Here is a 22,851-nt window from a genome sequence, read left to right on the forward strand (position 1 = left end):
GAAAGGGGCGCCGGGGACAGGTCGGAGAGGAGGTCCTATGCCAGGGATGGCATCGGTAGCGCCCAGGGAGGGGTTCACAGCGCCTCCTCGATGGTCCGACACTTCGGGGCCTGTCCCCGGATCAGCCCCGTTGGCAAAGGATGCACTCGTTGAAAGTCTTCCCCGATAAACTGGCCGATGCCCTGGCGAAGAAGCTGCCCCCGGTGGTGATCGTCGCCGGCGAGGAGCCGCTGCAGCACATGGAAGCCTGCGACGCCGTGCGCGCCGCGGCCCGCGAGCGCGGCATCGAGGAGCGCGAGGTGCTCCACGTGGAGGGCAACTTCGCCTGGGGACGCCTTCACGAGGCCTCGGCCAGCCTGTCGCTGTTCGCCAGCGCCAAGCTGATCGAGCTGCGCCTGTCCGGCAGCAACCTGGGCCAGGAGGGCGCCAAGGCTCTCAAGGCCTACGCCGAGGAGATGAAGGGCAGCGACAACGTGCTGCTGCTGGCCATGGGCAAGCTCGACTTCCGCCAGCAGAAGAGCGCCTGGTTCCAGGCCCTCGACAAGGCGGGACTCTTCGTGCCGGTGTGGCCGGTGGACGTCTCGCGGCTGGGGTTCTGGCTGCGCGACCGGGCCACACGCCACGGCCTCAACCTCGACCTGGACGCCGCCCGCCTGCTGGGCGAACGCACCGAAGGCAACCTGCTGGCCGCCGACCAGGAACTGCAGAAGCTTGCCCTGCTGCTGCCCCAGGGCAGCCGGGTCGCGCCCCGGGACGTCGCCGGCGGCGTGGAGGACAGCGCCCGCTTCGATGTCTTCACCCTGGTGGATGCCTGCCTCAAGGGCGAACGCTCGCGGGTCGCTCGCATCATGACCGGCCTCGCCGGCGAGGGGGTGGAGCCCCCCATCGTGCTGTGGGCCCTGACCCGGGAACTGCGCACCCTGCTCTCGCTGCACCAGCATCTCGACCAGGGCCAGAGCTTCGAGCACGCCTGCAAGGCCCAGAAGCCGACCATCTTCGAGAAGCGCCGCCCCGCCTACCAGCAGGCCCTCGGCCGCCTGCCGGTGAAGCGCCTGCACAAGCTACTGCTGTTCGCCCAGCGCCTGGACCTGGCCATCAAGGGTGCCGCCGCCCTGCCCCTGCAGGATGGCCTCCACGACCTGGCGCTGACACTGGCCGGCGGGCGCGGCCTGCTCGCCGAACTGCCCTCCTCCTACCGCATTGGCTGATGCCTGATTGTTACTATGGCTACTATCAGGTGCGAGGGGCGCCGGGGACAAGCCGAAGGGGAGGTCCTACGCCAGGGATGGCGTCGGTAGCGTACAGGGAAGTATTCACAGCGCCTCCCCGCAGGCTTGTCGACGGAACGGCCCAGAGCAATGCCAGCTATCTGCAATAGCCTTGACTCGTGATGACAAGGGTATGAAATCGAACACCATTTCGTCCTATACTGGGCAGGCATCATCGTGACGCCACACAGTCGCCAGGACGCGACGCGTGGATCATCCTGGAGCCGGAAGCCCACTCAAAGAAGAAGGAACACCGACATGATGAAGAAGATCTGCCGTTTCCTCAGCCCGCTGCTGATCGCCGCCCTGGTGCTGGGCAGCTTGCCGGTCGCCGCCGCCCCCTCACCCGCCGGCGGCATGGTCACCACCCAGGACGCCCTCGCCGCGGAGCGCGTCCAGTCCGACCGAGAGCGGATTCATGCCGTACTGGCACGGGATGACGTTCGCGAACAGCTGGTCGCCCAGGGTGTGGACCCCGCCGAGGTCGAGGCCCGTGTCGCGGCCCTCTCCGACGCCGAAGCCGCCCAGATGGCCGAGCGTCTCGACCAGATGCCCGCCGGTGCCAGCGTGGTCGGTGCGCTGTTCGCCGTCTTCGTGATCCTGCTGGTGACCGACATCCTCGGCCTGACCAACGTCTTCCCCTTCACTCGCTGAATGGGTGCCATGATGTTCGACTGCCCCAGGCGGCAGCCGACCAGCGACAGGAACGCCCGCCCAGCGGGCGTTCTTGCGTTGGTGCTGATGCTGCTGTTGCTCGCCGGCTGTGCCTCGGCACCCCGGCTCGATGACACCACCCGAGCGGCCGTAGCCCCCCGGGTGCTGCTCGACGATGTCCCCTTCCATGGCCAGCGCGACTATCAGTGCGGGCCGGCCTCGCTTGCCATGACACTGCAGCACGACGGGGTGGAGACCGACGTCGACGCCCTGATCCCCCAGGTCTTCACCCCCGGTCGCGAAGGCAGCGTGCAGCCGGAGATGCTGGCCACGGTGCGCCGCCACGGGCGCATCCCCTTCGTGATCGAAGGCCGGCTCGATGCCCTGTTGACCGAACTCGATGCCGGCCACCCGGTGGTGGTGATGCAGAACCTGTCACTGCCCGCCTGGCCGCTGTGGCACTATGCCGTGGCCATCGGCTACGACCTGGAGGCCCGGGAGATGATCCTGCACAGCGGCACGGAGGCCCAGCGCGTGGAGTCCTTCCGCCCCTTCGACGCCACCTGGGCGCGCAGCGACCGCTGGGCCTTCGTCGCCCTGTCACCGGGGGAGCTGCCGTCCACCATCGCCCCCCAGGCCGCCCTGCAGGCCATCGGCGACTTCGAGGCGGCCCGTGGGGCCGAGGCGGCACTACCGGCCTGGGAGGCGCTCGCGAGTCGTTTCCCCGACCACGCAATGGCCCACTTCGCACTGGGTAACGCGCGCCACGCCGAGGCGGATCTCGAGGGCGCCATCGGCGCCTTCCGGGACGCGGTCGCGTCGGATGCCACCCTCGCCCCGGCCTGGCTCAACCTGGGGCTCGCCCTGGAATCGGCGGGGCGCAGCGATGAGGCCCTCGACGCCCTGAGGCGTGCCGCGGCGCTGCCCGGGCGCTGGCAGCCGCACAGCCGCGAGGCCTTCGAACGCCTCAGCGAGGAAGCGAGGAGGAGTGAATGAGCTACCACATCGAGATCAAGGGCCTCGCTCAGCCCGCCGAGCCTGATGACGGCGCCCGCGTGCTGGTCGACCGGCTGTGGCCCCGCGGGCGGTCCCGGGAAGCGCTGGCGTTAGACGACTGGTATCGCGACGCCTCGCCGAGCCCCGCGCTGCATCGCCAGTACCGCCAGGGCGAGATCAGCGAGGGCGTCTTCGCCGTGCGCTACCGCGGCGAGCTGCGCGACCACCCCGAGCTGCTCGTACCGCTGATGCGCCAGGTCCGTCAGCGTGGGGCGCTTACCCTGCTGACCGCCGAGCGCGAGATCGAGGCCTCGCCGTTGCCGCTCCTCAAGGAGCGGCTGCTCTTCGCCCTGCACGAGGAGGATGCCGCCGATATCGAACCCGCCTCGCCGCCCTGCTTCGCCCATGAGCTGGACGACAAGCGGACCCCTTGAGGCGCGGGCCCCGCAACGAGACGGCCCCCGGTGGCTTTCACTACCGGGGGCCGAGCCGTCTGATCAGGCGGGGGGATGACTCATCGCCGCCGACTCAGCGCCGGGTGGCGTCATACCCCAGGTCGGCTCCACGACTCTCGTCGCTGCGACGCCGGGCGCTGCCCTTCTTGCGGTTCTCCTCCTCGCACACCTCGTCCTTGCCGCCGCAGATCTCGCAGCCGTCCTTGAGGCCGAGCTGGTTGAGCCCGCCGCAGGAGCCGGCGATGGGCTTGCGGCCCATGATCACACCCACGGCCATGGCCGCCATGATCAGCAGCATGATGGCGAATACCACCAGATAAATCGTCATTGCAACGCTCCTCGGTTACGGAAAAAGGGCAACCTGCGTACTCGTCTGACAACACTGGAGCGCCTGGGATCCAGTGTCACGGCAAAATCTGGTGCTTGAGATGACGACAGCAGGCTATCGCCATGTCGAGCAGCAGCATGGAAGAGGCCGGCCTTGCGGCCGGCCCGGTCTTCAACTTGCGACGATGGTCATCATCCTCCGAAGTCGTCCAGGAGGATATTCTCCGGCTCCACCCCGAGATCGAGCAGCAGCTTGATCACGGAGGCGTTCATCATGGGCGGTCCGCACATGTAAAACTCGCAGTCCTCGGGGGCCGGATGGTCCTTGAGGTAGTTCTCGTAGAGGACATTGTGGATGAAGCCGGTGGGGCCTTCCCAGTTGTCCTCGGGCTGCGGGTCGGAGAGCGCCAGGTGCCACTCGAAGTTGTCGTGCTCCTCGGCCAGCTTGTCATACTCCTCGTTGTAGAAGGTCTCGCGCCAGGAGCGCGCACCGTACCAGAAGGAGATCTTGCGCTTCGAGTTCAGGCGCTTGAGCTGGTCGAAGATATGGCTGCGCATCGGTGCCATGCCGGCACCGCCACCCACGAAGATCATCTCGGCATCGGTGTCCTTGGCGAAGAATTCGCCGAAGGGCCCCATCACGGTGACCTTGTCACCCGGCTTCAGGCTGAAGACGTAGGTGGACATCAGGCCCGGCGGATGATCGGTGTTGGGCGGCGGCGTGGCGATGCGGATATTGAACTTGAGGATGCCCCTCTCTTCCGGATAGTTCGCCATGGAGTAGGCGCGGATGATTTCCTCGTTGTTCTTGTGGGAGATGTTGAACAGGCCGAACTTCTCCCAGTCGCCCCGGTACTCCTCCTCGATATCGAAGTCCTTGAAGGCGATATCGTAGGGCGGCGCCACCAGCTGCACGTAACCACCGGCGCGGAAGGCGACTTCCTCGCCCTCGGGCAGCTTGAGGTTGAGCTCCTTGATGAAGGTGGCGACGTTGGGATTATCGATGACCTCGCACTCCCACTTCTTGACGCCGAAGACCTCCTCGGGCACCTCGATCTTCATGTCCTGCTTCACCGGGACCTGGCAGGAGAGACGCCAGCCGTCCTTCTTCTCGCGCATGGTGAAGTGCGACTCCTCGGTGGGCAGGATGGCGCCACCGCCCTCCTCCACGCGGCACTTGCACTGCGCACAGGAGCCACCGCCGCCGCAGGCGGAGGAGAGGAAGATGCCGTTGGCGGCCAGGGTATTGAGCAGCTTGCCCCCGGCCTGGGTGGTGAGGGTGTGCTCGGGGTCGCCGTTGACCTCGATCTGCACGTCACCGGTACTGACCAGCCTGCTGCGGGCGGCCAGGATGATCAGCACCAGGCCAATGACGACCACGGTGAACATGACCACGCCGAGCAAGATAAGTGATGTATCAACCATGTCGGTTTCCTATTGCTTGCGTTGCCTGGTACCCGGCCCCTGACGAGGCCGGGCAAGGACGACCTGCTTCAGAGCTGGATGCCGGAGAAGGACATGAAGCCCAGCGACATCAGGCCCACCGTGATGAAGGTGATGCCCAGGCCCTGCAGGGAGCCGGGAACGTCGCTGTACTTGAGCTTCTCGCGGATACCCGCCAGGGCGGTGATGGCCAGCGCCCAGCCGACCCCGGAACCGAAGCCGTAGACCACCGACTCGCCGAAGTTATAATTGCGCTCGACCATGAACAGCACGCCGCCCAGGATGGCACAGTTCACGGTGATCAGCGGCAGGAACACACCCAGGGCGTTGTAGAGTGCCGGCACATACTTGTCGAGGAACATCTCCAGGATCTGCACCAGCGCGGCGATGACGCCGATATAGCTGAGCAGGCCCAGGAAGGAGAGGTCGATGTTCTCGGCACCGCTGATGCCGGTCCAGGAGAGCGCCCCCTCCGCCAGCAGGAAGCTGTAGACCAGGTTGTTGACCGGCACGGAGATGGAGAGCACCACGATCACGGCGATGCCCAGGCCGAAGGCCGCGGAGACCTTCTTGGACACGGCGATGAAGGTACACATGCCGAGGAAGAATGCCAGGGCCAGGTTCTCGACGAAGACCGAGGCAACGAACAGGCTCAGATAATGTTCCATGTTACACGGCCTCCTTCGGTTCGGTATTGGCCTTCATCTTGAACTCGTTCTCCTCGACCTGCTCCGGGTTGAGGCTGCGCAGCACCCAGATGAACATGCCGATGATGAAGAACGCGGAGGGCGGCAACAGCAGCAGGCCGTTGGGCACGTACCAGCCGCCGTTCTGCACGGTCTCGAGCACGGTGAAGCCGAACACGCTGCCGGAGCCGAACAGCTCACGAATGAAGCCCACGGTCATCAGGATGACGCCGTAGCCCAGGCCGTTGCCGATGCCGTCCAGGAAGGAGAGCTTCGGGCTGTTCTGCATGGCGAAGCCTTCGGCACGCCCCATCACGATGCAGTTGGTGATGATCAGGCCGACGAACACCGAGAGCTGCTTGGACATCTCGTAGGCATAGGCCTTGAGGATCTGGTCCACCACGATCACCAGCGAGGCGATGATGGTCATCTGCACGATGATGCGGATCGAGGAAGGAATATGGTGACGGATCAGCGACACGAACAGGTTCGAGAAGGCCGTCACGAAGATCACCGCCAACGACATGACCAGCGACACGCTCATGCTGGTCGTCACCGCCAGGGCCGAGCAGATGCCCAGCACCTGCAGCGCGATGGGGTTGTTCTTGAACAGCGGCGTCGTCAGGACGCCTTTCGGAGTTGCATCCGCCATGATCAGGCTCCTTCCGCTTCGAGTTCGACGTCGGCGTCCTGGGCCTCGTCCTGGCTCACGCCAGTGCGGAACTTGGCCAGGTAGTCACCGAAGCCTTCCGGGCTCAGCCAGAACTGCAGCATGTTGGTGACGCCGTTGCTGGTCAGGGTAGCGCCGGAGAGGGCATCCACCTCGTTCTCGCCGCTGGCGCCGCCCTTGGTCAGGTGGATCGCCGGGGCGAGGGCATCCTCGCCGCCATAGACCTCCTTGCCTTCCCACTGGGCCTGCCAGCGCGGGTTGTTGACCTCGCCACCCAGGCCAGGCGTTTCGGCATGCTCGTAGTAGGTGATGCCGACGATGGTGTTGCCGTCACCCTCCACGGCGAGGAAGCCGCGCATCAGGCCCCACAGGCCCTGGCCACGGATCGGCAGGATGATCTGCTCGGGATCATCCGGGTTGCCGACCAGGTAGACGGTGGAGTAGGTCTCGACACGGGTCAGCCCGGCCGGGTCCTTCTCGCCCGAGAGGGTCCGGGAGGCGGCCGGGTCACGGCGCGCCTCGAAGGCGTTGTAGGTGGCCGGGTCATGCTCTTGCGAGTATTCGCCGGTCTCCAGGTTGACCACCCGCGGGGTGATGCTGGACTCGAAGGTCTCGTTCACGTCCATGCCGGACTCGTAGAGGTCGGCGACGTTGAGGATGTTGGTCTTGCGATCCAGCTCCTGGTTGAACTGCTGCTTCGAGCGCAGTGCCACCGCGGCGGTAGAGACGATGACCGAACACACGATGCAGAGTGCGAACGCCACCGTCAGGATCTTCTTGATGGAGTTGTTGCTCTGTGCCATCAGGCAGTCTCCTCGGCCGGCACACCGGTGCGCTTGAGTCGGCGCTTGATGTTGGCCTGAACAAAGATATGGTCGATGAGCGGCGCGAACAGGTTGGCGAACAGGATCGCCAGCATGATGCCCTCGGGGAAGGCCGGGTTCACGACGCGAATCAGCACGGTCATGACGCCGATCAGGGCGCCGAAGATCAGCCGTCCCTGGTGGGTCATGGAGGCGGAGACCGGGTCGGTGGCCATGAACACCATGCCGAACGCGAACCCGCCCAGCACCAGGTGCCAGTACCAGGACATGGCGAACATCGGGTTGCTGTCGGAACCGACCAGGTTGAACAGCGCGCTGGTCGCCACCATGCCCAGGAAGACGCCGAGCATGATTCGCCACGAGGCGATGCCGGTCCACAGCAGCACCGCGGCGCCGATCAGGATCGCCAGGGTCGAGGTCTCACCCACCGAACCGGGGATGAAGCCGAGGAAGGCGTCCCACCAGCTGAACTGCTCGGTGAGCGCGGCCATGCCATCCTGGAAGGCGATCGACAGGGCGGTGGCACCGGTAAAGCCATCGGCCGCCACCCACACCGCATCACCGGAGATCTGCGCCGGATAGGCGAAGTAGAGGAAGGCGCGACCGGTCAGGGCCGGGTTGAGGAAGTTCTTGCCGGTACCGCCGAAGATCTCCTTGCCGATCACCACACCGAAGGTGATGCCCAGTGCCACCTGCCACAGCGGGATGGTGGCGGGCAGGATCAGCGCATAGAGCACGGAGGTGACGAAGAAGCCCTCGTTGACCTCGTGGCCACGCTTGATGGCGAACAGCACCTCCCAGAAGCCACCGACCACGAAGGTCACCAGGTAGATGGGCAGGAAGTAGGTGGCACCCAGTACGAAGTTGGCCCACAGGCTGTCCGGGTTGTGGCCGGAGGCCAGCAACATCATGATCGCCTCGCGCCAGCCGGCCATGGAGGCGTAGCCGTCGGCGATGGCCATGTTGGCCTGCCAGCCGGCGTTCCACATGCCGAAGAACATCGCCGGGAAGGTACACAGCCAGACGGTGATCATGATGCGCTTGAGGTCGATGCCGTCACGCACGTGGGCGGTGGTCTTGGCAACATCCGGGGGCGCATAGAAGATGGTGTCCACCGCTTCATAGAGCGGGTAGAACTTCTCGTACTTGCCACCCTTGTGGAAGTGCGGCTCGAGATTGTCGAGTGTCTGTCGAATACCCATCATCAGGCCTCTTTCTCGATCGTGGTGAGGTTGTCACGCAGGATGGGACCGTACTCGTACTTGCCGGGGCACACATAGGTGCACAGCGCGAGGTCCTCCTCGTCCAGCTCCAGACACCCGAGCTGCATGGCGGTCTCGATATCGCCGACGATCAGCGAGCGCAGCAGCTGCGTGGGCAGGATATCCAGGGGCATCACCTGCTCGTAGGCACCCACCGGCACCATGGCGCGCTCGGAGCCATTGGTCGAGGTGGTCGGCGCATAGTCCTTGAGGCCGGTCAACTTCGAGAGATAGATCCCAAGCACCGAGTGGCGGTTCTTGCCCGCGGAGAGCCAGCCCATGAAGGCACGCTTGTTGCCCTCCTCGAGCAGGCTGACCTGATGATGGAAGCGGCCCAGGTAGCGCAGGCTGCCTTCGCAGGTAAAGCCCGAGAAGACGGAACCGGAGATGACGCGGGTGTCGTCCGGCTCGACTACTTCGCCGGCGAGCAGCTCATCGGTGCTGGCACCGATCCGGGTGCGCAGCAGGCGCGGCTGCTCGGCACGGGGGCCACCCACCGCGACGACGCGATTGACGTCCAGCTTGCCCTCGACGAACAGCTTGCCAAAGGCGATGACGTCCTGGTAGCCGACATGCCAGACCCGCTTGTGCAGGGCGACGGGCGAGAGGTGATGGATATGGGTCCCCACCAGGCCGGCCGGATGCGGTCCGGCGAAGGTCTGGGGCGACACGCCATCGATGTTGCCACCGGGGATGCTGCTGTCGGGGCCGCTGCACAGGTAGACCTTGCCCTCGGTGAGGCGGCTCAGCACCTTGAGGCCATCCTCGAAGGCCTGGGTCTGCTCGTTGATCACCTTGGCGGGATCAGCGGCCAGCGGATGGGTGTCGATGGCGGTGACGAAGATATCGGCGGGCACGCCGTCGATGGCCGGGGTGCGCGAGTAAGGGCGAGTGCGCAGGGCGGTCCACAGGCCCGACTCCACCAGCTGGTCGACCACGACCTGGCGCTCCAGACCGGCCAGGCGATCGCGACCGTGGGCGGTGAACTCGACGGCCTCCTCGGACTCGGCGACCTTGATCACCACCGAGAGAAGACGACGCTTCTCGCCGCGGTTGATCGCCACCACCTCGCCGGCGGCCGGCGCCGTGAAGCGCACGCCGTCGATCTTCTTGTCGGTGAAGAGCAGCTGGCCAAGCTTGACGGCATCTCCCTCCTTGACCTCCATGGTCGGCTTCATGCCGACGTAGTCGGTGCCCAGGACCGCCACGTGGCGCACCGGCCGCGCATCCTCGATACGCGGCTCGGGCGCTCCCGTGATGGGGAGATCCAGGCCTTTCTTGACTTCGATCATAGTCTCGCCCAGTTGGTGGATCGTAAAAATAAGGAAAGGGCCACGAGGCACGCCCGGCCCACCCCGAAAAATCCACCGTATTATAAAGAGAAGGCGAGGAGATGACTACCTGAGCGAAGGTCGCAAGCGCCGGCACGACGCAAGGGAAGGATTGTCGCAGGGGGCGGGGCGGCCAAGGGCAAGGGGCAAGGGGCAAGGGGCAAGGGGCAAGGGGCAAGGGGCAAGGGGCAAGGGGCAAGCTGAAAATCAGCAGCATGCTCCCGACCAAGCAAAAACAAACCCCGCGGCCATACAGCCTGCGGGGTTCCTTGAAGCTCGTCCCTTGTAGCTTGTAGCTCGTTGCTTAGGCGCTGGCGCGCGGCAGCTTGAGGAAGCTGACGTTGGACATGTGCTGCAGGATGCGGATCACCTGGCAGCTGTAGCCGAACTCGTTGTCGTACCAGACGTAGAGCACAGCGTTCTTGCCATTGGCGATGGTCGCCTTGGCATCGACGATGCCGGCATGGCGGTTGCCGACGAAGTCGGTGGAGACCACCTCGGGGGAGTCGACATAGTCGATCTGCTTCTGGAACGGAGAATCCAGCGACATGTGACGCAGGAAGTCGTTGAGCGCCTCGGCGTCGGTCGCCTTCTCCAGGCGCAGGTTGAGGATCGCCATGGAGACGTTGGGCGTCGGCACGCGGATGGCATTGCCGGTGAGCTTGCCGGCAAACTCCGGCAGCGCCTTGGCGACGGCCTTGGCGGCACCGGTCTCGGTCAGCACCATGTTGAGCGGCGCGCTGCGCCCACGGCGGTCACCCTTGTGGTAGTTGTCGATCAGGTTCTGGTCGTTGGTGTAGCTGTGGACCGTCTCGACGTGGCCATGCTCGACGCCGAACTCGTCGTTGAGCACCTTGAGCACCGGCACGATGGCGTTGGTGGTGCAGGAGGCCGCGGAGATGACGCGGTCATCGTCGCTCAGGTCATCATGGTTGATGCCGTAGACGATGTTCTTGATATCCCCCTTGCCCGGCGCGGTGAGCAGCGCCTTGGCCACGCCCTTGCACTGCAGGTGCTGGCCGAGGCCGGCCTCGTCACGCCAGATGCCGGTGTTGTCGACCACCACGGCGTTGTCGATGCCGTAGGCGGTATAGTCGACATCGGCCGGGGAGTCGGCGTAGATCACCTGGATGACATTACCGTTGGCGGTGATGGTGCGCGCCTCGGCGTCGACGCTGATGGTGCCGTCGAAGGGGCCATGGACGGAATCGCGGCGCAACAGGCTTGCCCGCTTCTCGAGGTCCTTGGCGATATCGCCGCGGCCGCGTACCACGATGGCGCGCAGGCGCAGCAGATTGCCGCCACCGGCCTTCTCCACCAGCACCCGGGCCAGGATACGGCCGATGCGGCCGAAGCCATAGAGGACCACGTCCTTGGGCTCGCCGTTACCGGCATTGGGGTCGTGGGCGTCGACGATCTCGGCGAGCTCCTCGCGCAGGAAGGCCACGGCATCGCCGCCGCCCTGCTTCTTGAAGGCCACGCCCAGCTTGCCCACGTCGACGTGGGCCGGCCCCAGGTTGAGCTCGGTCAGCGCCTTGACCAGCGGGTAGGTATCCTGCACGGAGAGCTCGGTTCCCTCCACCTTCCGCACGAAGCGGTGATCCTTCAGGATGCGGATCACGCTGCGATTGAACAGCGAGCGCCCATAGAGGGTGGTGACCACGTTGTTATGCCGGTAGAGGCTACCGATCATCGGGATCATCTGCTCGGCAAGCGCCTGGTTGTCGTGCCAGTCCTGAAAGACGGTATCGGAGGGTTGCTGACTCACGTGTGGCCTCACTGGTGGGATCGAAGGGTTCCCGGCCATTATCCCGGGGCCGGGTTCCTGCGGCAATCGCTGGATGGTCGCAACCGCTGTAGGGGGATTACAGGAACGGGCGTTTGACTACAAGAAACCGAGGGGCTGGTATGATGGTGCCCCCGCGAGGAGCCACACAGGATCCGTCGGGCCGCGCCCGTCGACAGCCCAATAGAGACCCATGCCGACATTCTCTCCGCTCGACCCACCGCGCCCCCAGGGGGTGCGCGAGACACGCTACTGGCAGATGCCCCAGGGCAGCGCCGCGTCGCTGGCGCTGGCGCACCTGGCCAGCGATGCCCCGCTGCTGGTGATCACCGCCGATACCGCCCAGGCGCTGCGCCTGGAGAGCGAGCTGCGTTTCTTCAGCCGGGTGCCGGTACTGCCCTTCCCCGATTGGGAGACCCTGCCCTACGACAGCTTCTCCCCTCACCAGGACATCGTCTCCGCCCGGCTGCGCACCCTGCGCCGGCTGCAGGACGGCGAGCACGGCATCGTGCTGGTGCCGATCAACACCCTGATGCAGCGCCTGGCGCCTGTCGAGTACATCGCCGGGCGGGTATTGACCCTGGAGGTGGGCCAGACCCTGGACCGCGAGGGCTTTCGCGACGCCCTCTCCCGCGCCGGCTACCGGGCGGTGGAGACGGTCTACGAGCCCGGCGAGTATGCCCTGCGTGGCGCCCTGATCGACCTCTTCCCGATGGGGGTGGAAGCGCCGCTGCGCATCGACCTGTTCGATGACGAGATCGACACCCTGCGCACCTTCGACCCCGACACCCAGCGCAGCGCCGACCGGGCCGATCGAATCGAGCTGCTCCCGGCCCACGAATATTCGCTGTCGCGCGGCGCCATCGCCTGCTTCCGCGAGGGCTTCGAGACGCTGTTCGATGTCGACCCGCGCCAGTGCCCGCTCTATGTCGACGCCCTCAAGGGCATCCCCTCCCCCGGCCTCGAGCAGTACCTGCCGCTGTTCTTCGAGGAGACGGCCACCCTCTTCGACCACCTCGCCGAAGGCACCCGGGTGGCGCTGTTGCCGGAGTGCCTGGCCGCCGCCGAGCATCACTGGGCCTCCATCGAGAGCCGCTATGAGAACCTGGGGGTCGACCCCACCCGGCCGCTGCTGCCGCCGCATCGCGCCTTCGTACCGGTAGCCGAGCTGTTTGCGGCGATCAAGCGCCACCCGCGGGTCGAACTGACCGAGGCGAGCGAGCATCGTCACGCCCTGGCGCCGGCCACCCAGGCGCCACCCGACGTGGGCATCAATGCCCGGGCCAAGGAGCCGCTGGCCCCCCTGGCACACTTCCTCGAGACGCGCGGCGACACCCGAGTGCTGTTCGTGGCCGAGTCCCGTGGCCGCCGGGAAGCCCTGGAGGAGGCCCTGGCGCCACTGCGCCTGGCGCTGCCCCACGTCGAGGACTTTGCCGACTTCCTCGCCGCCGAGATGCCCATCGCCATCACCGAGGGCGAGCTCGAGGCGGGACTGTGGCTGACCGACCCCGGGCTCGCGGTGATCAGCGAGTCCGAACTCTACGGCGAGGTGGTACGCCAGAGCCGTCGCCGCGAGAAGGCCACCGATGCCGACGAACTGGCCGTGCGCCACCTCTCCGAGCTGCGCCCCGGCGCGCCGGTGGTCCACCAGGCCCACGGCGTCGGCCGCTACAAGGGGCTCGAGACGCTCGAGGCTGGCGGCCAGGCCGCGGAGTTCGTGACCCTGGAGTATGCCGACGGCGCCCGGCTCTATGTGCCGGTGGAGAGCCTGCACCTGATCTCGCGCTACGCCGGCGCCGACGACGAGCTTGCCCCGCTGCACCGCCTGGGTTCCGAGCAGTGGCAGAAGGCCAGGAAGAAGGCCGCCGAGAAGATCCGCGACACCGCCGCCGAACTGCTCGACATCTATGCTCGCCGCGAGGCCCGCGAGGGGTTCGCCTGTGCGCCGCCCGACGCCGAGTACTCGCGCTTCGCCGCCGCCTTCCCCTTCGAGGAGACCCCCGACCAGCGTGCCGCCATCCATGCCGTGATCGAGGACATGACCGCGCCACGCCCCATGGACCGGGTGGTGTGCGGCGACGTCGGCTTCGGCAAGACCGAGGTGGCCATGCGCGCCGCCTTCCTGGCGGTCCACTCCGGCCGCCAGGTGGTGGTACTGGTGCCCACCACCCTGCTGGCCCGCCAGCACTACGAGAACTTCCGCGACCGCTTCGCCGACACCGCCGTCAATATCGAGCTGATCTCGCGCTTCACCGCCGGCAAGGGCCAGGCCGCCTCCCTCAAGCGTATCGAGGAGGGTCAGGCGGATATCGTCATCGGCACCCACAAGCTGCTCTCGAAATCCATGCAGCTGCCCAAGATGGGCCTGCTGATCATCGACGAGGAGCATCGCTTCGGGGTGGCGCAGAAGGAGCGCCTGAAGAGCCTGCGCGCCGAGGTGGACATCCTGACCATGACCGCCACCCCCATCCCGCGCACGCTGAACATGGCGATGAGCGGCATCCGCGACCTCTCGATCATCGCCACCCCGCCGGCGCGGCGCCTGTCGGTGAAGACCTTCGTGCAGCGCCGCGAGGAGGCGGTGCTCAAGGAGGCGGTCCTGCGCGAGATCCTCCGCGGCGGGCAGGTCTATTTCCTGCACAACGAGGTCAAGACCATCGAGACCGCCGCCGAGACGGTGCGCGAGCTGGTGCCCGAGGCCCGCGTCGGGGTGGCCCACGGCCAGCTTCCCGAACGCGCCCTGGAGCGGGTGATGTCGGACTTCTACCACAAGCGCTTCAACGTGCTGGTGTGCTCCACCATCATCGAGACCGGCATCGACGTTCCCAGCGCCAACACCATCCTCATCGAGCGCGCCGACAAGTTCGGCCTGGCCCAGCTCCACCAGCTGCGCGGCCGGGTCGGGCGCAGCCACCACCAGGCCTATGCCTACCTGCTCACCCCGCCGCCCAAGGCGATGACCCGGGACGCGATCAAGCGCCTGGAGGCGATCGGCGCCGCCGAGGACCTCGGCGCCGGCTTCACCCTGGCCAGCCATGACATGGAGATTCGCGGCGCCGGCGAGCTGCTCGGCGACGAGCAGAGCGGCCAGATGGAGGCGATCGGCTATGGCCTCTACATGGAGATGCTCGACCGCGCCGTGGCGGCCATTCGCGCCGGCAAGACGCCCAATATCGAGGCCCCCCTGGACGACGGCGTCGAGATCAGCCTCAACCTCCCCGCCCTGATTCCGGACGACTACCTGCACGATGTCCAGCAGCGGCTGGTGATGTACAAGCGCATCGCCAGCGCCGCCGACGAGGCCGAGCTCAAGGAGCTGCAGGTGGAGATGATCGACCGTTTCGGCCTGCTGCCGGGGCCGCTGAAGACCCTGCTGCGCCAGACCCGACTTCGCCAGCGGGCCGAGCGCCTGGGCATCACCCGCCTCGAGGCGGGCCCCGAGCGCGGCCGCGTCATCTTCGGCGCCCACACCGGTGTCGACCCCTTGACCCTGGTGGAGCTGATCCAGCGCGAACCGGGGCGTTATCGCCTGGATGGCGCCGACACCCTGCGCTTCGAGGCCGCCATGGACGACGAGGAGGCGCGCTTCCAGGCCGTGGAGCAGCTGCTCGAGACACTCAACCGCAAGGCACAAGCCGCCTGAAGCGGCCAAGCGGCCAAGCGGCCAAGCGGCCAAGCGGCCAAGCGGCCAAGCGGCCAAGCGGCCAAGCGGCCAAGCGGCCAAGCTGCAAGCTGCAAGCTGCAAGCTGCAAGCTGCAAGCTGCAAGCTGCAAGCTGCAAGCTGCAAGCTGCAAGCTGCAAACCAGGATGATGTTGCTCACATCGCTGGAAGCACAGGTTTTCCTTGAAACTTGCTCCTTGTAGCTTGTGGCTGGCCGAAGGCCTAGAAGAACTGGCGAACTCGTGCCTTTACCGGCACTCTATACTGTTAACCAAGAACTCATCGCACCGCCCACGGGCCACCGGTCACAGGAGTCACCGGTGCCCCTCCAGACCAAGAGTTGAACGCCCCTGATGAATACCCTGACACTGATCCGTTGCGGTGCCCGCCGCGCCATGGCGATAGGATTCGGTGCCCTGCTCGCATCCAGCGCTCAGGCCGCCATTCCCGACTATGACGATGTACACGATCTGCCTCGTGGCCACTATGCGCTGCCCGAAGAGAGCAGCGTAATAGGGGAAAGCTATACGATCACCGTCGAGGAGGGGGACACCCTCATCGACATCGCCCGCGAACATAACGTCGGCTACGAGGAGATCCGGATGGCCAATCCGGATGTCAGTATCTGGGCTCCCTTCGCGGACACCGAGGTCACCATTCCGGCCCGCCGGGTGCTTCCCGATGCCGAACGGGAAGGCATCGTGATCAACCTCTCCGAGCTGCGCCTCTACTACTTCTCGGAGCCCGGCGTGGTGGAGACCTATCCGATCAGCGTGGGCCGCGAGGAGTTCGCCACGCCGGTCGGGGTGACCAAGACCACCATCAAGGTCAAGGATCCCGCCTGGTCGCCGCCCGCCTCGATGCGTCGCGAAGCCGCCGCCCGCGGTGAGCCGGTACCGTCGGTGGTGCCGGCCGGGCCCGACAACCCGCTGGGCCGTCACGCCATCCTGCTGGGCATTCCCAGCTATCTGATCCACGGTACCAACAAGCCCGAGGGAGTCGGCATGCGCGTGAGTCGCGGCTGCATCCGCATGTTCCCCCAGGATATCGAGTCGCTCTATGAGCGCGTCCCCAGCGGCACCCGGGTCAATATCATCGACCAGCCGTTCAAGGCCGGCTGGAGCGCGGATGGGGAACTGCTCGCCCAGTCCTACCCGGCCCTGGAAGAGAATCGCGAAGGCTTCGAGCCGCTGATGCTTGCCATGGACACGCTGGCCCAGGCCTTCGGCGAAGAGCAGCCACCGGTGGACTACAAGCGCCTGCGCGAGCTGGTGGAGTCCCCGGACGGACAGGCGATCTCGCTTCTCAAGACCGCCGAGGAAGCTCCCACGCCGGCGCCGGCCAAACCCCGCAACCTCTATGAGTCTATCGCCATCGCCGAGCGCTGATTCGAGAGGCCCCGGACCTGAGGGCAGAACAGAAACCGGAAGGCCGGTAACAAGAAGACCCCGCCGAGGCGGGGTCTTCTTGTTCTTGCAGAACCGCCATCGCCCTGAGGCGATGTCAGAACTCCGGCAGAATTACTTCTGCATGGAGCGGCTGAACATGCGGTTCATCTCGTCACGGTTCTGCTCGGACATCTGCAGAGCCGCCTGGGCGTCACGCTGGGCCTGGTTGGCGGTGTTCTGCGCCTGAACAGCGATGCTGCGAGCTTCTGCAGCGTCGGCCTGTGCAGACTCAGCGGTCATGCGGACCTCTTCCAGGGCACTGGTGGAAGCACAGCCAGCCAGGATGGCCAGAGATGCGGCGGCGGCGGTCAGCTTCAGGGTGGTCTTCAGAGTCATGGTGTTCTCCTTGGGTCTTCCTTGGTACTGCGTTGAAAGAAGCCTGAGGTTCAGGCGTCTTGCCTGCGATTGCAGGCGCGTCTGCAGCGACTTGTGCTCGAGCCAACTTGTACTCGAAGCACGGGAGTCAAACGCTGTTTTATTATACGCAACGGCGCTTGTCCATCGCTTTAACGTCCCTTGCGCATGTACCAGCCTAGCGGATCACGACGCGTGTGCCAATATCGATCAACGCGACCAGGCGCTCGATCTGGTCATCGGTCACCGCTACGCACCCCTGGGTCCAGTGAAACCGGCGATGAATATCGGGGTCTCCCTTGCCCACGCCGTGCAGGCCGATGAAGCCTCCCAGCGCGGTATCCTGCGGCGGATACCCGTTGGCCCGGTAGTAGCGAAAATAGTCGTCGTAGTCCTGCTGGGTGAAGATGCCCTCATCCAGGGCGACACGCGCATGGGTCGGCGTCGGGTAGTCGAGCCCGACGAACAGGTGCCAGTCGCTCTCGTGGTTGAAGCGATTGACGCGAAACTCCCCCTTGGGGGTGGCCCCGCTGCCCTTCAGGCGCGTGGAGCGAGCCCCGCCGCGCCCCAGCGAGATGGGCACATAGCGCACCAGTTCGCGGTTGCCGCGGTAGACGATGAGCGTGGCATCGCTGTCATCCACCAGCACCCAGACCTCGTCGGCATGGCGCGGCAGGTGCGCCCGGGTGAGTTGTGTCTCGACCAGGTTGGCCCGGGCCGACTCGATGCCCAGCAGCGCCAGCGGGGTGGCAAGGACGAGTCGGCTGAAGCGACGGCGGGAGAGAGAAGGCATCGTGTGGGAACTCTTGAGCACTGATATCGAGCGTCGTCGATTCGTCACGACGACGCGGCTAGGTGGGTTATAGCGTATCGGCAGGCCATCTGTCAGGCCCGTCAGGACGGCAGTATCGCCCCCATGCGCAGCACCTCACGCAGCGAGGTGATGCCCTCCTCGGCCTTGTCGAGGCCATCCTGGAGCATCAGCACCTCGCCGCGCTCGACCAGGGCAGTGCGCAGCCGCGTCTCGTCGGCCTGGCGCAGGATCAGCCCATGGTCGTCTGCGGTGGGCTGCCAGACCTCGAAGATGCCGGTGCGCCCGCGATAGCCCAGTCCATCGCAGCGTTCACAGCCCACCGCCTGCCAGGCGGCACCGGGCAGCGCGACGCCCATGGCGGCCAGCCACTGCGCCTCGCGCTCCGGCAGCGGGCGTCGCTCGCGGCAGTGCGGGCAGAGACGGCGTACCAGGCGCTGGGCGACCACCAGCCCGAGGGTACCACTGATCTCGGCGTCACCCAGCCCCAGGTGGCGCAGCGTCGAGACCACCCCTACCGCGTCACGACTGTGCAGGGTCCCCATCAGCGAGCGCCCGCTGCCGGCCACGTTGAGCGCCGCCTGGGCGGAGTCGGGATCACGGATCTCGCCGATCAACACATAGTCGGGATCCAGGCGCAGCAGCGATCGCGTGCCGGTCGCGAAATCCAGGCCGCTCTCGGCATTTACCTGAACCTGGTTGATCCCCGGGATCTCGTACTCTACCGGATCCTCCAGGGTCACCACATGGCTCTCCTCGAGGCGCAGCTGGTTGAGCAGGGTGTAGAGCGTCGTGGTCTTGCCCGCACCGGTGGGCCCCGCCACCAACAGCATGCCGCCGGTGGCGTCCATCCAGCGCCGGATGCCGCGGGCGCCCTGCTCGCCTATCCCCAGTGACAGGGTGTCGCGGAAGGTCTCCGGCGGCGCCAGGAAGCGGATGGCCAGCTTCTCGCCCCCCACCGTGGTCACCGCCGTGACACGCAGGAAGGTCTCCTCGCGCTCCTCGTCGGGTGGCCAGCTGAAGCTGCCCTCCATGGCGCCCAGCGAGGGCACCGGGTTGAGGCGCGCCAAGACCTTGAACTGGTTGACCAGGCGAGCCCCGACGGCCGCCTCGACCGACATCGCCTCCACCACCCGGCCATCGATGCGCAGGCGGATACGCAGCGTCTCCTGATGGGGGTCGAGGTGGATGTCGCTGGCGCGGGCCCGCAGCGCATCAGCCAGCATGGTGTAGGCTTCGAGCCGCTCTTCGGCCGGGTCCGGCGGGGCCTCGAGCAGCGCTCGCAGGCGGGGCAACAGGCGAGGCGGGGCGGGATTCGATGCATCGACAGGCATGGCGTCCTCGTGGGTCCAGGCACCCGGCCGGGTGCGTACCCCCGTAAGACTAGGCGCCTCGCCTGCTCCTGCCCAGCCCGCACGCCGGCCGTGGGGCCGGCGCCGTCAGCCGAACAGCCCCTGGTTTCTCAGGTAATCGTCATAGCCGCCGCTGAAATCGGTGATCCCCTCCGCACTCATGTCGAGGATCCGGGTGGCCAGGGAGGAGACGAATTCACGGTCGTGGCTGACGAAGACCAGGGTCCCGGGGTAGTTCTCCAGGGCCAGGTTGAGCGCCTCGATGGACTCCATGTCCAGGTGGTTGGTGGGCTCGTCCATCAGCAGCACATTGGGGCGAGTCAGTGCCAGCTTGCCGAACAGCATGCGGCCCTGCTCGCCGCCGGAGATCACCCTGACCGACTTGCCGATGTCGTCGCTGGAGAACAGCATCCTGCCCAGGGCACCGCGCACCTCCTGCTCGCCGCCATCGGTCCACTGGGCCATCCACTCGTAGAGGGTGGCGTCGTTGGCGAAGTCGTCGGCGTGGTCCTGGGCGAAGATGCCGAGATCGGCGCTGTCGGTCCACTTCACGCTGCCGGCCAGCGGAGCCAGCTCACCGGCCAGGGTACGCAGCAGCGTGGTCTTGCCGATGCCGTTGGGGCCGATGATGGCGATGCGCTCGCCGGCCTCGACGGTCATGCCGAATCCCTCGAACAGCGCTGGCTCGCTGCCGAAGCCCTGGGCAAGCCCCTCGACGTTGACCGCGTTGCGATGGATCTTTTTGGCCTGCTCGAAGCGGATGAAGGGGCTGACCCGGCTGGAGGGCTTGATCTCCTCGAGCTTGATCTTCTCGATCTGGCGCGCCCGGGAGGTAGCCTGCTTGGCCTTGGAGGCGTTGGCCGAGAAGCGGCTGACGAAGGCCTGCAGATCGGCGATCTGCGCCTTCTTCTTGGCGTTGTCGGCGTGCTGGCGCTCGCGGGCGGCGGTGGCGGCGGTCATGTACTCATCGTAGTTGCCCGGGAAGAGCCGGATCTCGCCATAGTCCAGGTCCGCCATATGGGTGCAGACGCTGTTGAGGAAGTGTCGGTCGTGGGAAATGATGATCATGGTGCTGTTGCGGGCCGTGAGCATGCCCTCGAGCCAGCGGATGGTATTGATGTCCAGGTGGTTGGTGGGCTCGTCGAGCAGCAGCACATCGGGGTCGGAGAACAGCGCCTGGGCGAGCAGCACGCGCAGCTTCCAGCCCGGGGCGATCTCGCTCATGGGGCCGGTGTGCTGGTGCAGCGGGATACCCAGCCCCAGCAGCAGTTCCCCGGCCCGGGCCTCGGCGGTGTAGCCGTCGAGCTCGGCGAAGCGCACCTCGAGGTCGGCCACGGCCATGCCATCCTCTTCGCTCATCTCGGGCAGCGAGTAGATGCGCTCGCGCTCGGCGGCCACCTGGGAAAGCTCGGCATTGCCCATGATCACGGTATCGATGACCCGCTCCTCCTCGAAGGCGAACTGGTCCTGGCGCAACTTGCCGAGCCGGGCACCGGACTCGACCATCACCTGGCCCGAGGAGGGCTCCAGGTCACCACCGAGGATCTTCATGAAGGTGGACTTGCCGCAGCCGTTGGCACCGATCAGGCCATAGCGGTGGCCATTGCCGAACTTGATGGAGACATTCTCGAACAGGGGCCTGGCCCCGAACTGCATGGTGATATTGGCGGTGGAGATCAAGGAGAGGGTCCGGTCGGTACATGGAAGGGGCGCGATTGTACCGGTTATGGGCGTCCTTCACACCGCCCCTGAGCCGGGGCGCCTATCGGCGCCTTCGCCGGTTTGCTGTGGGAGGCCAGGTCCCCCGGGCGAATGGAGGCCGAAGGACTCCCCGGCGGCAAGCACAACGTCAGTGACATCGCCTGGGCACCTGTCGGTGCCTTCGCGCGGCAAAGCCGCCCTCCCACAGAAACCCCTGGCCCCAAGGCACAGCCCCTGGAAACGTCGCGGCCCCGGCGGGTACTCCGCCGGGGCCGCGTGTCACTTCGCCTGGGAACCCCTCAGTCGTGGCGCTCCACGGTGAAGATCGCCTGCAGCTTGTCCTTCCTGCCATAGAGATGGACGGTGGTGCGATCGAAGGGAAAGCGCTCCAGGTAGGGGCTATGCTGGTTGAGGCGGGGCTTGTGGGCATGAATCATGGCCGCCTTGAGGCGTTCGCGGTTGGCCTTGCCGCAGGGGCCGATGGCGTACCACAGCGCCTCGTCGGGTTGCAGGCATGCCTCCCAGCGCGGGCGGTGCTCGTCGTGCTGTATGCCGTGGCGAGCGCTGCCGCTCTCGCCGACGTAGAGCAGTTCCTGAGCCTCCATGACACCGGTTTCAGGATCGTTGGCTGCACGGTAGATGCAGAAGATCCCGGGCTCATCGGTGGCCTGGGCAATATCCGCATCGCTCCAGTAACCCAGCATCTTGGGCGAGAGTATCTGGTCGTTCATGGCGGTCTCCTCAGTAGTCCTCGAGTCGCTGCATGTCACGGGCGATGCGCCGCACCTCCGCCTCGTGGCCGCGGGAAAGGGCCTCGAAGAATTCGCGCTCGCCACTGCCGGCGGCACGCTCGGCACGATGATCGTAGAGGTCCTGCAGGGTGCGATGTGCCGTCAACGCCGTGGCGAGCACGGCCTGCACACTGCCGCAGTCGATGCACTCCGGCAGGCGCTCGAGCACGGGCGGATGCGGGAAGTCGGCCGGGTCATCGAACCAGGCCTCGAGCACCGCGCCGTGGTCGCTGCCATCCTGGCGATACTCGGTGAGATCCTGCTCCATCTTCCGCTCGTGCTCGGCCAGATACTCGAGGGCCATCTGCACCCGCTCGCCCACCTCGCCGACGGCCAGCGCCGCATACTGCTCGGCCAGGCGTCGATGATATCCCGACGCCCAGTCGACCAGCTCCTTCACCTGATGAAACCGCATGGCACCCTCCCTCTCTGGCGTCACTGACGGACAGTCATGGCATCCGCCGGGTGGCGGGCCGATGACTTCAGCGTAGCCAAGCTGGCGGCCGAGCGCTTGATGTGCATCAACTGAAGACGATACAGCCGTCGACGATGGACTAGAGCAGCAGTGCCCCCTCGATGGGCACGAAGTCGCTGGCCGCGCGGACCAGGGCGTCTGCGGTAAGGGACGCGACGCCGACGACGGTGACAGTGACGCCGAGGCGCTCACGCAGGCGGGTGACCAGCAGGTCGAAGTCACCATCGCCGGAGACCAGCACCAGATGATCGACCCGCGGTCCCGCTTCCATGGCGTCCAGGGTGATACCGACATCCCAGTCGCCCTTGGCGGAACCATCGCGACGCTGGATGAAGGGCTTGAGCTTCACGTTGAAGCCGATGCCGCGCAGGATCGCCTGGAACTGGCGTTGACGGGCATCACCGCGATCGATCGCATAGGCGTTGGCCACCACCACCTCGCGACCGGCCGCGAAGCGCGCCCACAAGGCGTTGTAGTCGAAGTGCCGGCCGAAGGCCTGGCGGGAGGTATAGTAGACGTTCTGGACGTCGACGAGGATGGCGAGGCGCTCCACTCG

Annotated in this window: 21 protein-coding genes; 6 read left to right on the plus strand and 15 right to left on the minus strand. The window is 66.2% G+C overall.

From position 1 onward, the window contains the following. The first annotated feature begins 149 nt into the window (after positions 1-149). The 4 genes from holA (at position 150) to RAN53_RS02715 (ending at position 3,352) form a co-directional block, all read left to right on the plus strand. On the plus strand, positions 150-1,208 hold the full coding sequence (gene holA / locus RAN53_RS02700) for a DNA polymerase III subunit delta (RefSeq protein ID WP_305795277.1): 1,059 nt from the start codon (positions 150-152) through the stop codon (positions 1,206-1,208). Positions 1,209-1,529: 321 nt separating this feature from the next. Continuing rightward, entirely contained in the window at positions 1,530-1,922 is a 393-nt protein-coding gene (locus RAN53_RS02705) for a PA2779 family protein (protein ID WP_305795454.1), read from the plus strand. 12 nt (positions 1,923-1,934) lie between these two features. Then, positions 1,935-2,918, plus strand: a complete 984-nt coding sequence (locus RAN53_RS02710; protein ID WP_305795278.1) for a PA2778 family cysteine peptidase — start codon at positions 1,935-1,937, stop codon at positions 2,916-2,918. Beyond that, positions 2,915-3,352, plus strand: a complete 438-nt coding sequence (locus tag RAN53_RS02715; RefSeq protein WP_305795279.1) for a DUF488 domain-containing protein — start codon at positions 2,915-2,917, stop codon at positions 3,350-3,352. The genes RAN53_RS02710 and RAN53_RS02715 overlap by 4 nt, the downstream gene beginning before the upstream one ends. Positions 3,353-3,446: 94 nt before the next feature. Here the strand turns inward: RAN53_RS02715 and nqrM are convergent, their stop codons facing one another. The 8 genes from nqrM to RAN53_RS02755 form a co-directional block, all read right to left on the minus strand. Continuing rightward, a complete protein-coding gene (nqrM, locus tag RAN53_RS02720; protein ID WP_305795280.1) occupies positions 3,447-3,701 on the minus strand; it encodes a (Na+)-NQR maturation NqrM in 255 nt (84 codons plus the stop codon). A gap of 191 nt (positions 3,702-3,892) precedes the next feature. Further along, positions 3,893-5,125 carry an NADH:ubiquinone reductase (Na(+)-transporting) subunit F gene (gene nqrF, locus RAN53_RS02725; protein WP_305795281.1) on the minus strand — a complete coding sequence of 411 codons (1,233 nt, stop codon included), beginning with the start codon at positions 5,123-5,125 and terminating at the stop codon, positions 3,893-3,895. A 68-nt stretch (positions 5,126-5,193) separates the two neighbouring features. After that, positions 5,194-5,811: an NADH:ubiquinone reductase (Na(+)-transporting) subunit E gene (nqrE, locus tag RAN53_RS02730; RefSeq protein WP_195688275.1), complete on the minus strand. Its 618-nt coding sequence runs from the start codon at positions 5,809-5,811 to the stop codon at positions 5,194-5,196. A 1-nt stretch (position 5,812) separates the two neighbouring features. After that, positions 5,813-6,481, minus strand: coding sequence for an NADH:ubiquinone reductase (Na(+)-transporting) subunit D (locus RAN53_RS02735; protein WP_305795282.1), 669 nt, complete (start codon positions 6,479-6,481; stop codon positions 5,813-5,815). Between the two features lie 2 nt (positions 6,482-6,483). Then, complete coding sequence (locus RAN53_RS02740; RefSeq protein WP_305795283.1) at positions 6,484-7,302, minus strand: Na(+)-translocating NADH-quinone reductase subunit C; 819 nt, start codon at positions 7,300-7,302, stop codon at positions 6,484-6,486. Then, a complete protein-coding gene (locus tag RAN53_RS02745) occupies positions 7,302-8,528 on the minus strand; it encodes an NADH:ubiquinone reductase (Na(+)-transporting) subunit B (protein WP_305795284.1) in 1,227 nt (408 codons plus the stop codon). The genes RAN53_RS02740 and RAN53_RS02745 overlap by 1 nt, the downstream gene beginning before the upstream one ends. Next, positions 8,528-9,877 (minus strand): Na(+)-translocating NADH-quinone reductase subunit A, encoded by a 1,350-nt coding sequence (locus RAN53_RS02750; RefSeq protein WP_305795285.1) that lies wholly within the window; start codon positions 9,875-9,877, stop codon positions 8,528-8,530. The genes RAN53_RS02745 and RAN53_RS02750 overlap by 1 nt, the downstream gene beginning before the upstream one ends. A 343-nt stretch (positions 9,878-10,220) precedes the next feature. Beyond that, positions 10,221-11,684 (minus strand): glyceraldehyde-3-phosphate dehydrogenase, encoded by a 1,464-nt coding sequence (locus RAN53_RS02755; RefSeq protein WP_305795286.1) that lies wholly within the window; start codon positions 11,682-11,684, stop codon positions 10,221-10,223. 211 nt (positions 11,685-11,895) lie between these two features. Here RAN53_RS02755 and mfd point away from each other — a divergent pair, with 211 nt between their 5' ends. Both mfd and RAN53_RS02765 read left to right on the plus strand, forming a co-directional pair. Then, the gene (mfd, locus tag RAN53_RS02760; RefSeq protein ID WP_305795287.1) at positions 11,896-15,345 is read left to right on the plus strand and encodes a transcription-repair coupling factor; all 3,450 of its coding nucleotides are present in this window, start codon (positions 11,896-11,898) and stop codon (positions 15,343-15,345) included. 371 nt (positions 15,346-15,716) lie between these two features. After that, positions 15,717-16,751 carry a L,D-transpeptidase family protein gene (locus RAN53_RS02765; RefSeq protein WP_305795288.1) on the plus strand — a complete coding sequence of 345 codons (1,035 nt, stop codon included), beginning with the start codon at positions 15,717-15,719 and terminating at the stop codon, positions 16,749-16,751. A 132-nt stretch (positions 16,752-16,883) separates the two neighbouring features. Here RAN53_RS02765 and RAN53_RS02770 read toward each other — a convergent pair whose 3' ends face one another. The 7 genes from RAN53_RS02770 to RAN53_RS02800 all read right to left on the minus strand — a co-directional run bounded on the left by RAN53_RS02770 (position 16,884) and on the right by RAN53_RS02800 (position 22,848). Next, a complete protein-coding gene (locus RAN53_RS02770; RefSeq protein ID WP_161432779.1) occupies positions 16,884-17,147 on the minus strand; it encodes an Lpp/OprI family alanine-zipper lipoprotein in 264 nt (87 codons plus the stop codon). A 196-nt stretch (positions 17,148-17,343) separates the two neighbouring features. Beyond that, complete coding sequence (locus RAN53_RS02775; protein WP_305795289.1) at positions 17,344-17,958, minus strand: L,D-transpeptidase family protein; 615 nt, start codon at positions 17,956-17,958, stop codon at positions 17,344-17,346. Positions 17,959-18,059: 101 nt separating this feature from the next. Next, on the minus strand, positions 18,060-19,310 hold the full coding sequence (locus tag RAN53_RS02780) for a GspE/PulE family protein (RefSeq protein ID WP_305795290.1): 1,251 nt from the start codon (positions 19,308-19,310) through the stop codon (positions 18,060-18,062). Between the two features lie 105 nt (positions 19,311-19,415). Beyond that, entirely contained in the window at positions 19,416-21,008 is a 1,593-nt protein-coding gene (locus RAN53_RS02785) for an ABC-F family ATPase (RefSeq protein ID WP_305795291.1), read from the minus strand. Between the two features lie 320 nt (positions 21,009-21,328). Further along, the gene (locus RAN53_RS02790; RefSeq protein ID WP_305795292.1) at positions 21,329-21,760 is read right to left on the minus strand and encodes a hypothetical protein; all 432 of its coding nucleotides are present in this window, start codon (positions 21,758-21,760) and stop codon (positions 21,329-21,331) included. A 10-nt stretch (positions 21,761-21,770) separates the two neighbouring features. Further along, positions 21,771-22,235, minus strand: coding sequence for a 2-hydroxyacyl-CoA dehydratase (locus RAN53_RS02795; RefSeq protein WP_305795293.1), 465 nt, complete (start codon positions 22,233-22,235; stop codon positions 21,771-21,773). A 139-nt stretch (positions 22,236-22,374) separates the two neighbouring features. After that, entirely contained in the window at positions 22,375-22,848 is a 474-nt protein-coding gene (locus tag RAN53_RS02800) for an NYN domain-containing protein (RefSeq protein WP_305795294.1), read from the minus strand. Between the last annotated feature and the right edge of the window lie 3 nt (positions 22,849-22,851).

Source organism: Halomonas sp. SSL-5, from assembly GCF_030708455.1.
GTDB lineage: Bacteria > Pseudomonadota > Gammaproteobacteria > Pseudomonadales > Halomonadaceae > Halomonas.

Coding starts and splice junctions, on each gene's coding strand:
- RAN53_RS02795 (WP_305795293.1), bottom strand. CDS start 22,235: ATGCGGTTTCATCAGGTGAAGGAGCTGGTCGACTGGGCGTCGGGATAT.
- RAN53_RS02705 (WP_305795454.1), top strand. CDS start 1,530: ATGAAGAAGATCTGCCGTTTCCTCAGCCCGCTGCTGATCGCCGCCCTG.
- RAN53_RS02735 (WP_305795282.1), bottom strand. CDS start 6,481: ATGGCGGATGCAACTCCGAAAGGCGTCCTGACGACGCCGCTGTTCAAG.
- RAN53_RS02790 (WP_305795292.1), bottom strand. CDS start 21,760: ATGAACGACCAGATACTCTCGCCCAAGATGCTGGGTTACTGGAGCGAT.
- RAN53_RS02710 (WP_305795278.1), top strand. CDS start 1,935: ATGTTCGACTGCCCCAGGCGGCAGCCGACCAGCGACAGGAACGCCCGC.
- nqrM (WP_305795280.1), bottom strand. CDS start 3,701: ATGACGATTTATCTGGTGGTATTCGCCATCATGCTGCTGATCATGGCG.
- mfd (WP_305795287.1), top strand. CDS start 11,896: ATGCCGACATTCTCTCCGCTCGACCCACCGCGCCCCCAGGGGGTGCGC.
- RAN53_RS02745 (WP_305795284.1), bottom strand. CDS start 8,528: ATGATGGGTATTCGACAGACACTCGACAATCTCGAGCCGCACTTCCAC.
- RAN53_RS02740 (WP_305795283.1), bottom strand. CDS start 7,302: ATGGCACAGAGCAACAACTCCATCAAGAAGATCCTGACGGTGGCGTTC.
- nqrF (WP_305795281.1), bottom strand. CDS start 5,125: ATGGTTGATACATCACTTATCTTGCTCGGCGTGGTCATGTTCACCGTG.
- RAN53_RS02780 (WP_305795290.1), bottom strand. CDS start 19,310: ATGCCTGTCGATGCATCGAATCCCGCCCCGCCTCGCCTGTTGCCCCGC.
- RAN53_RS02750 (WP_305795285.1), bottom strand. CDS start 9,877: ATGATCGAAGTCAAGAAAGGCCTGGATCTCCCCATCACGGGAGCGCCC.
- RAN53_RS02775 (WP_305795289.1), bottom strand. CDS start 17,958: ATGCCTTCTCTCTCCCGCCGTCGCTTCAGCCGACTCGTCCTTGCCACC.
- RAN53_RS02715 (WP_305795279.1), top strand. CDS start 2,915: ATGAGCTACCACATCGAGATCAAGGGCCTCGCTCAGCCCGCCGAGCCT.
- RAN53_RS02770 (WP_161432779.1), bottom strand. CDS start 17,147: ATGACTCTGAAGACCACCCTGAAGCTGACCGCCGCCGCCGCATCTCTG.
- nqrE (WP_195688275.1), bottom strand. CDS start 5,811: ATGGAACATTATCTGAGCCTGTTCGTTGCCTCGGTCTTCGTCGAGAAC.
- RAN53_RS02765 (WP_305795288.1), top strand. CDS start 15,717: ATGAATACCCTGACACTGATCCGTTGCGGTGCCCGCCGCGCCATGGCG.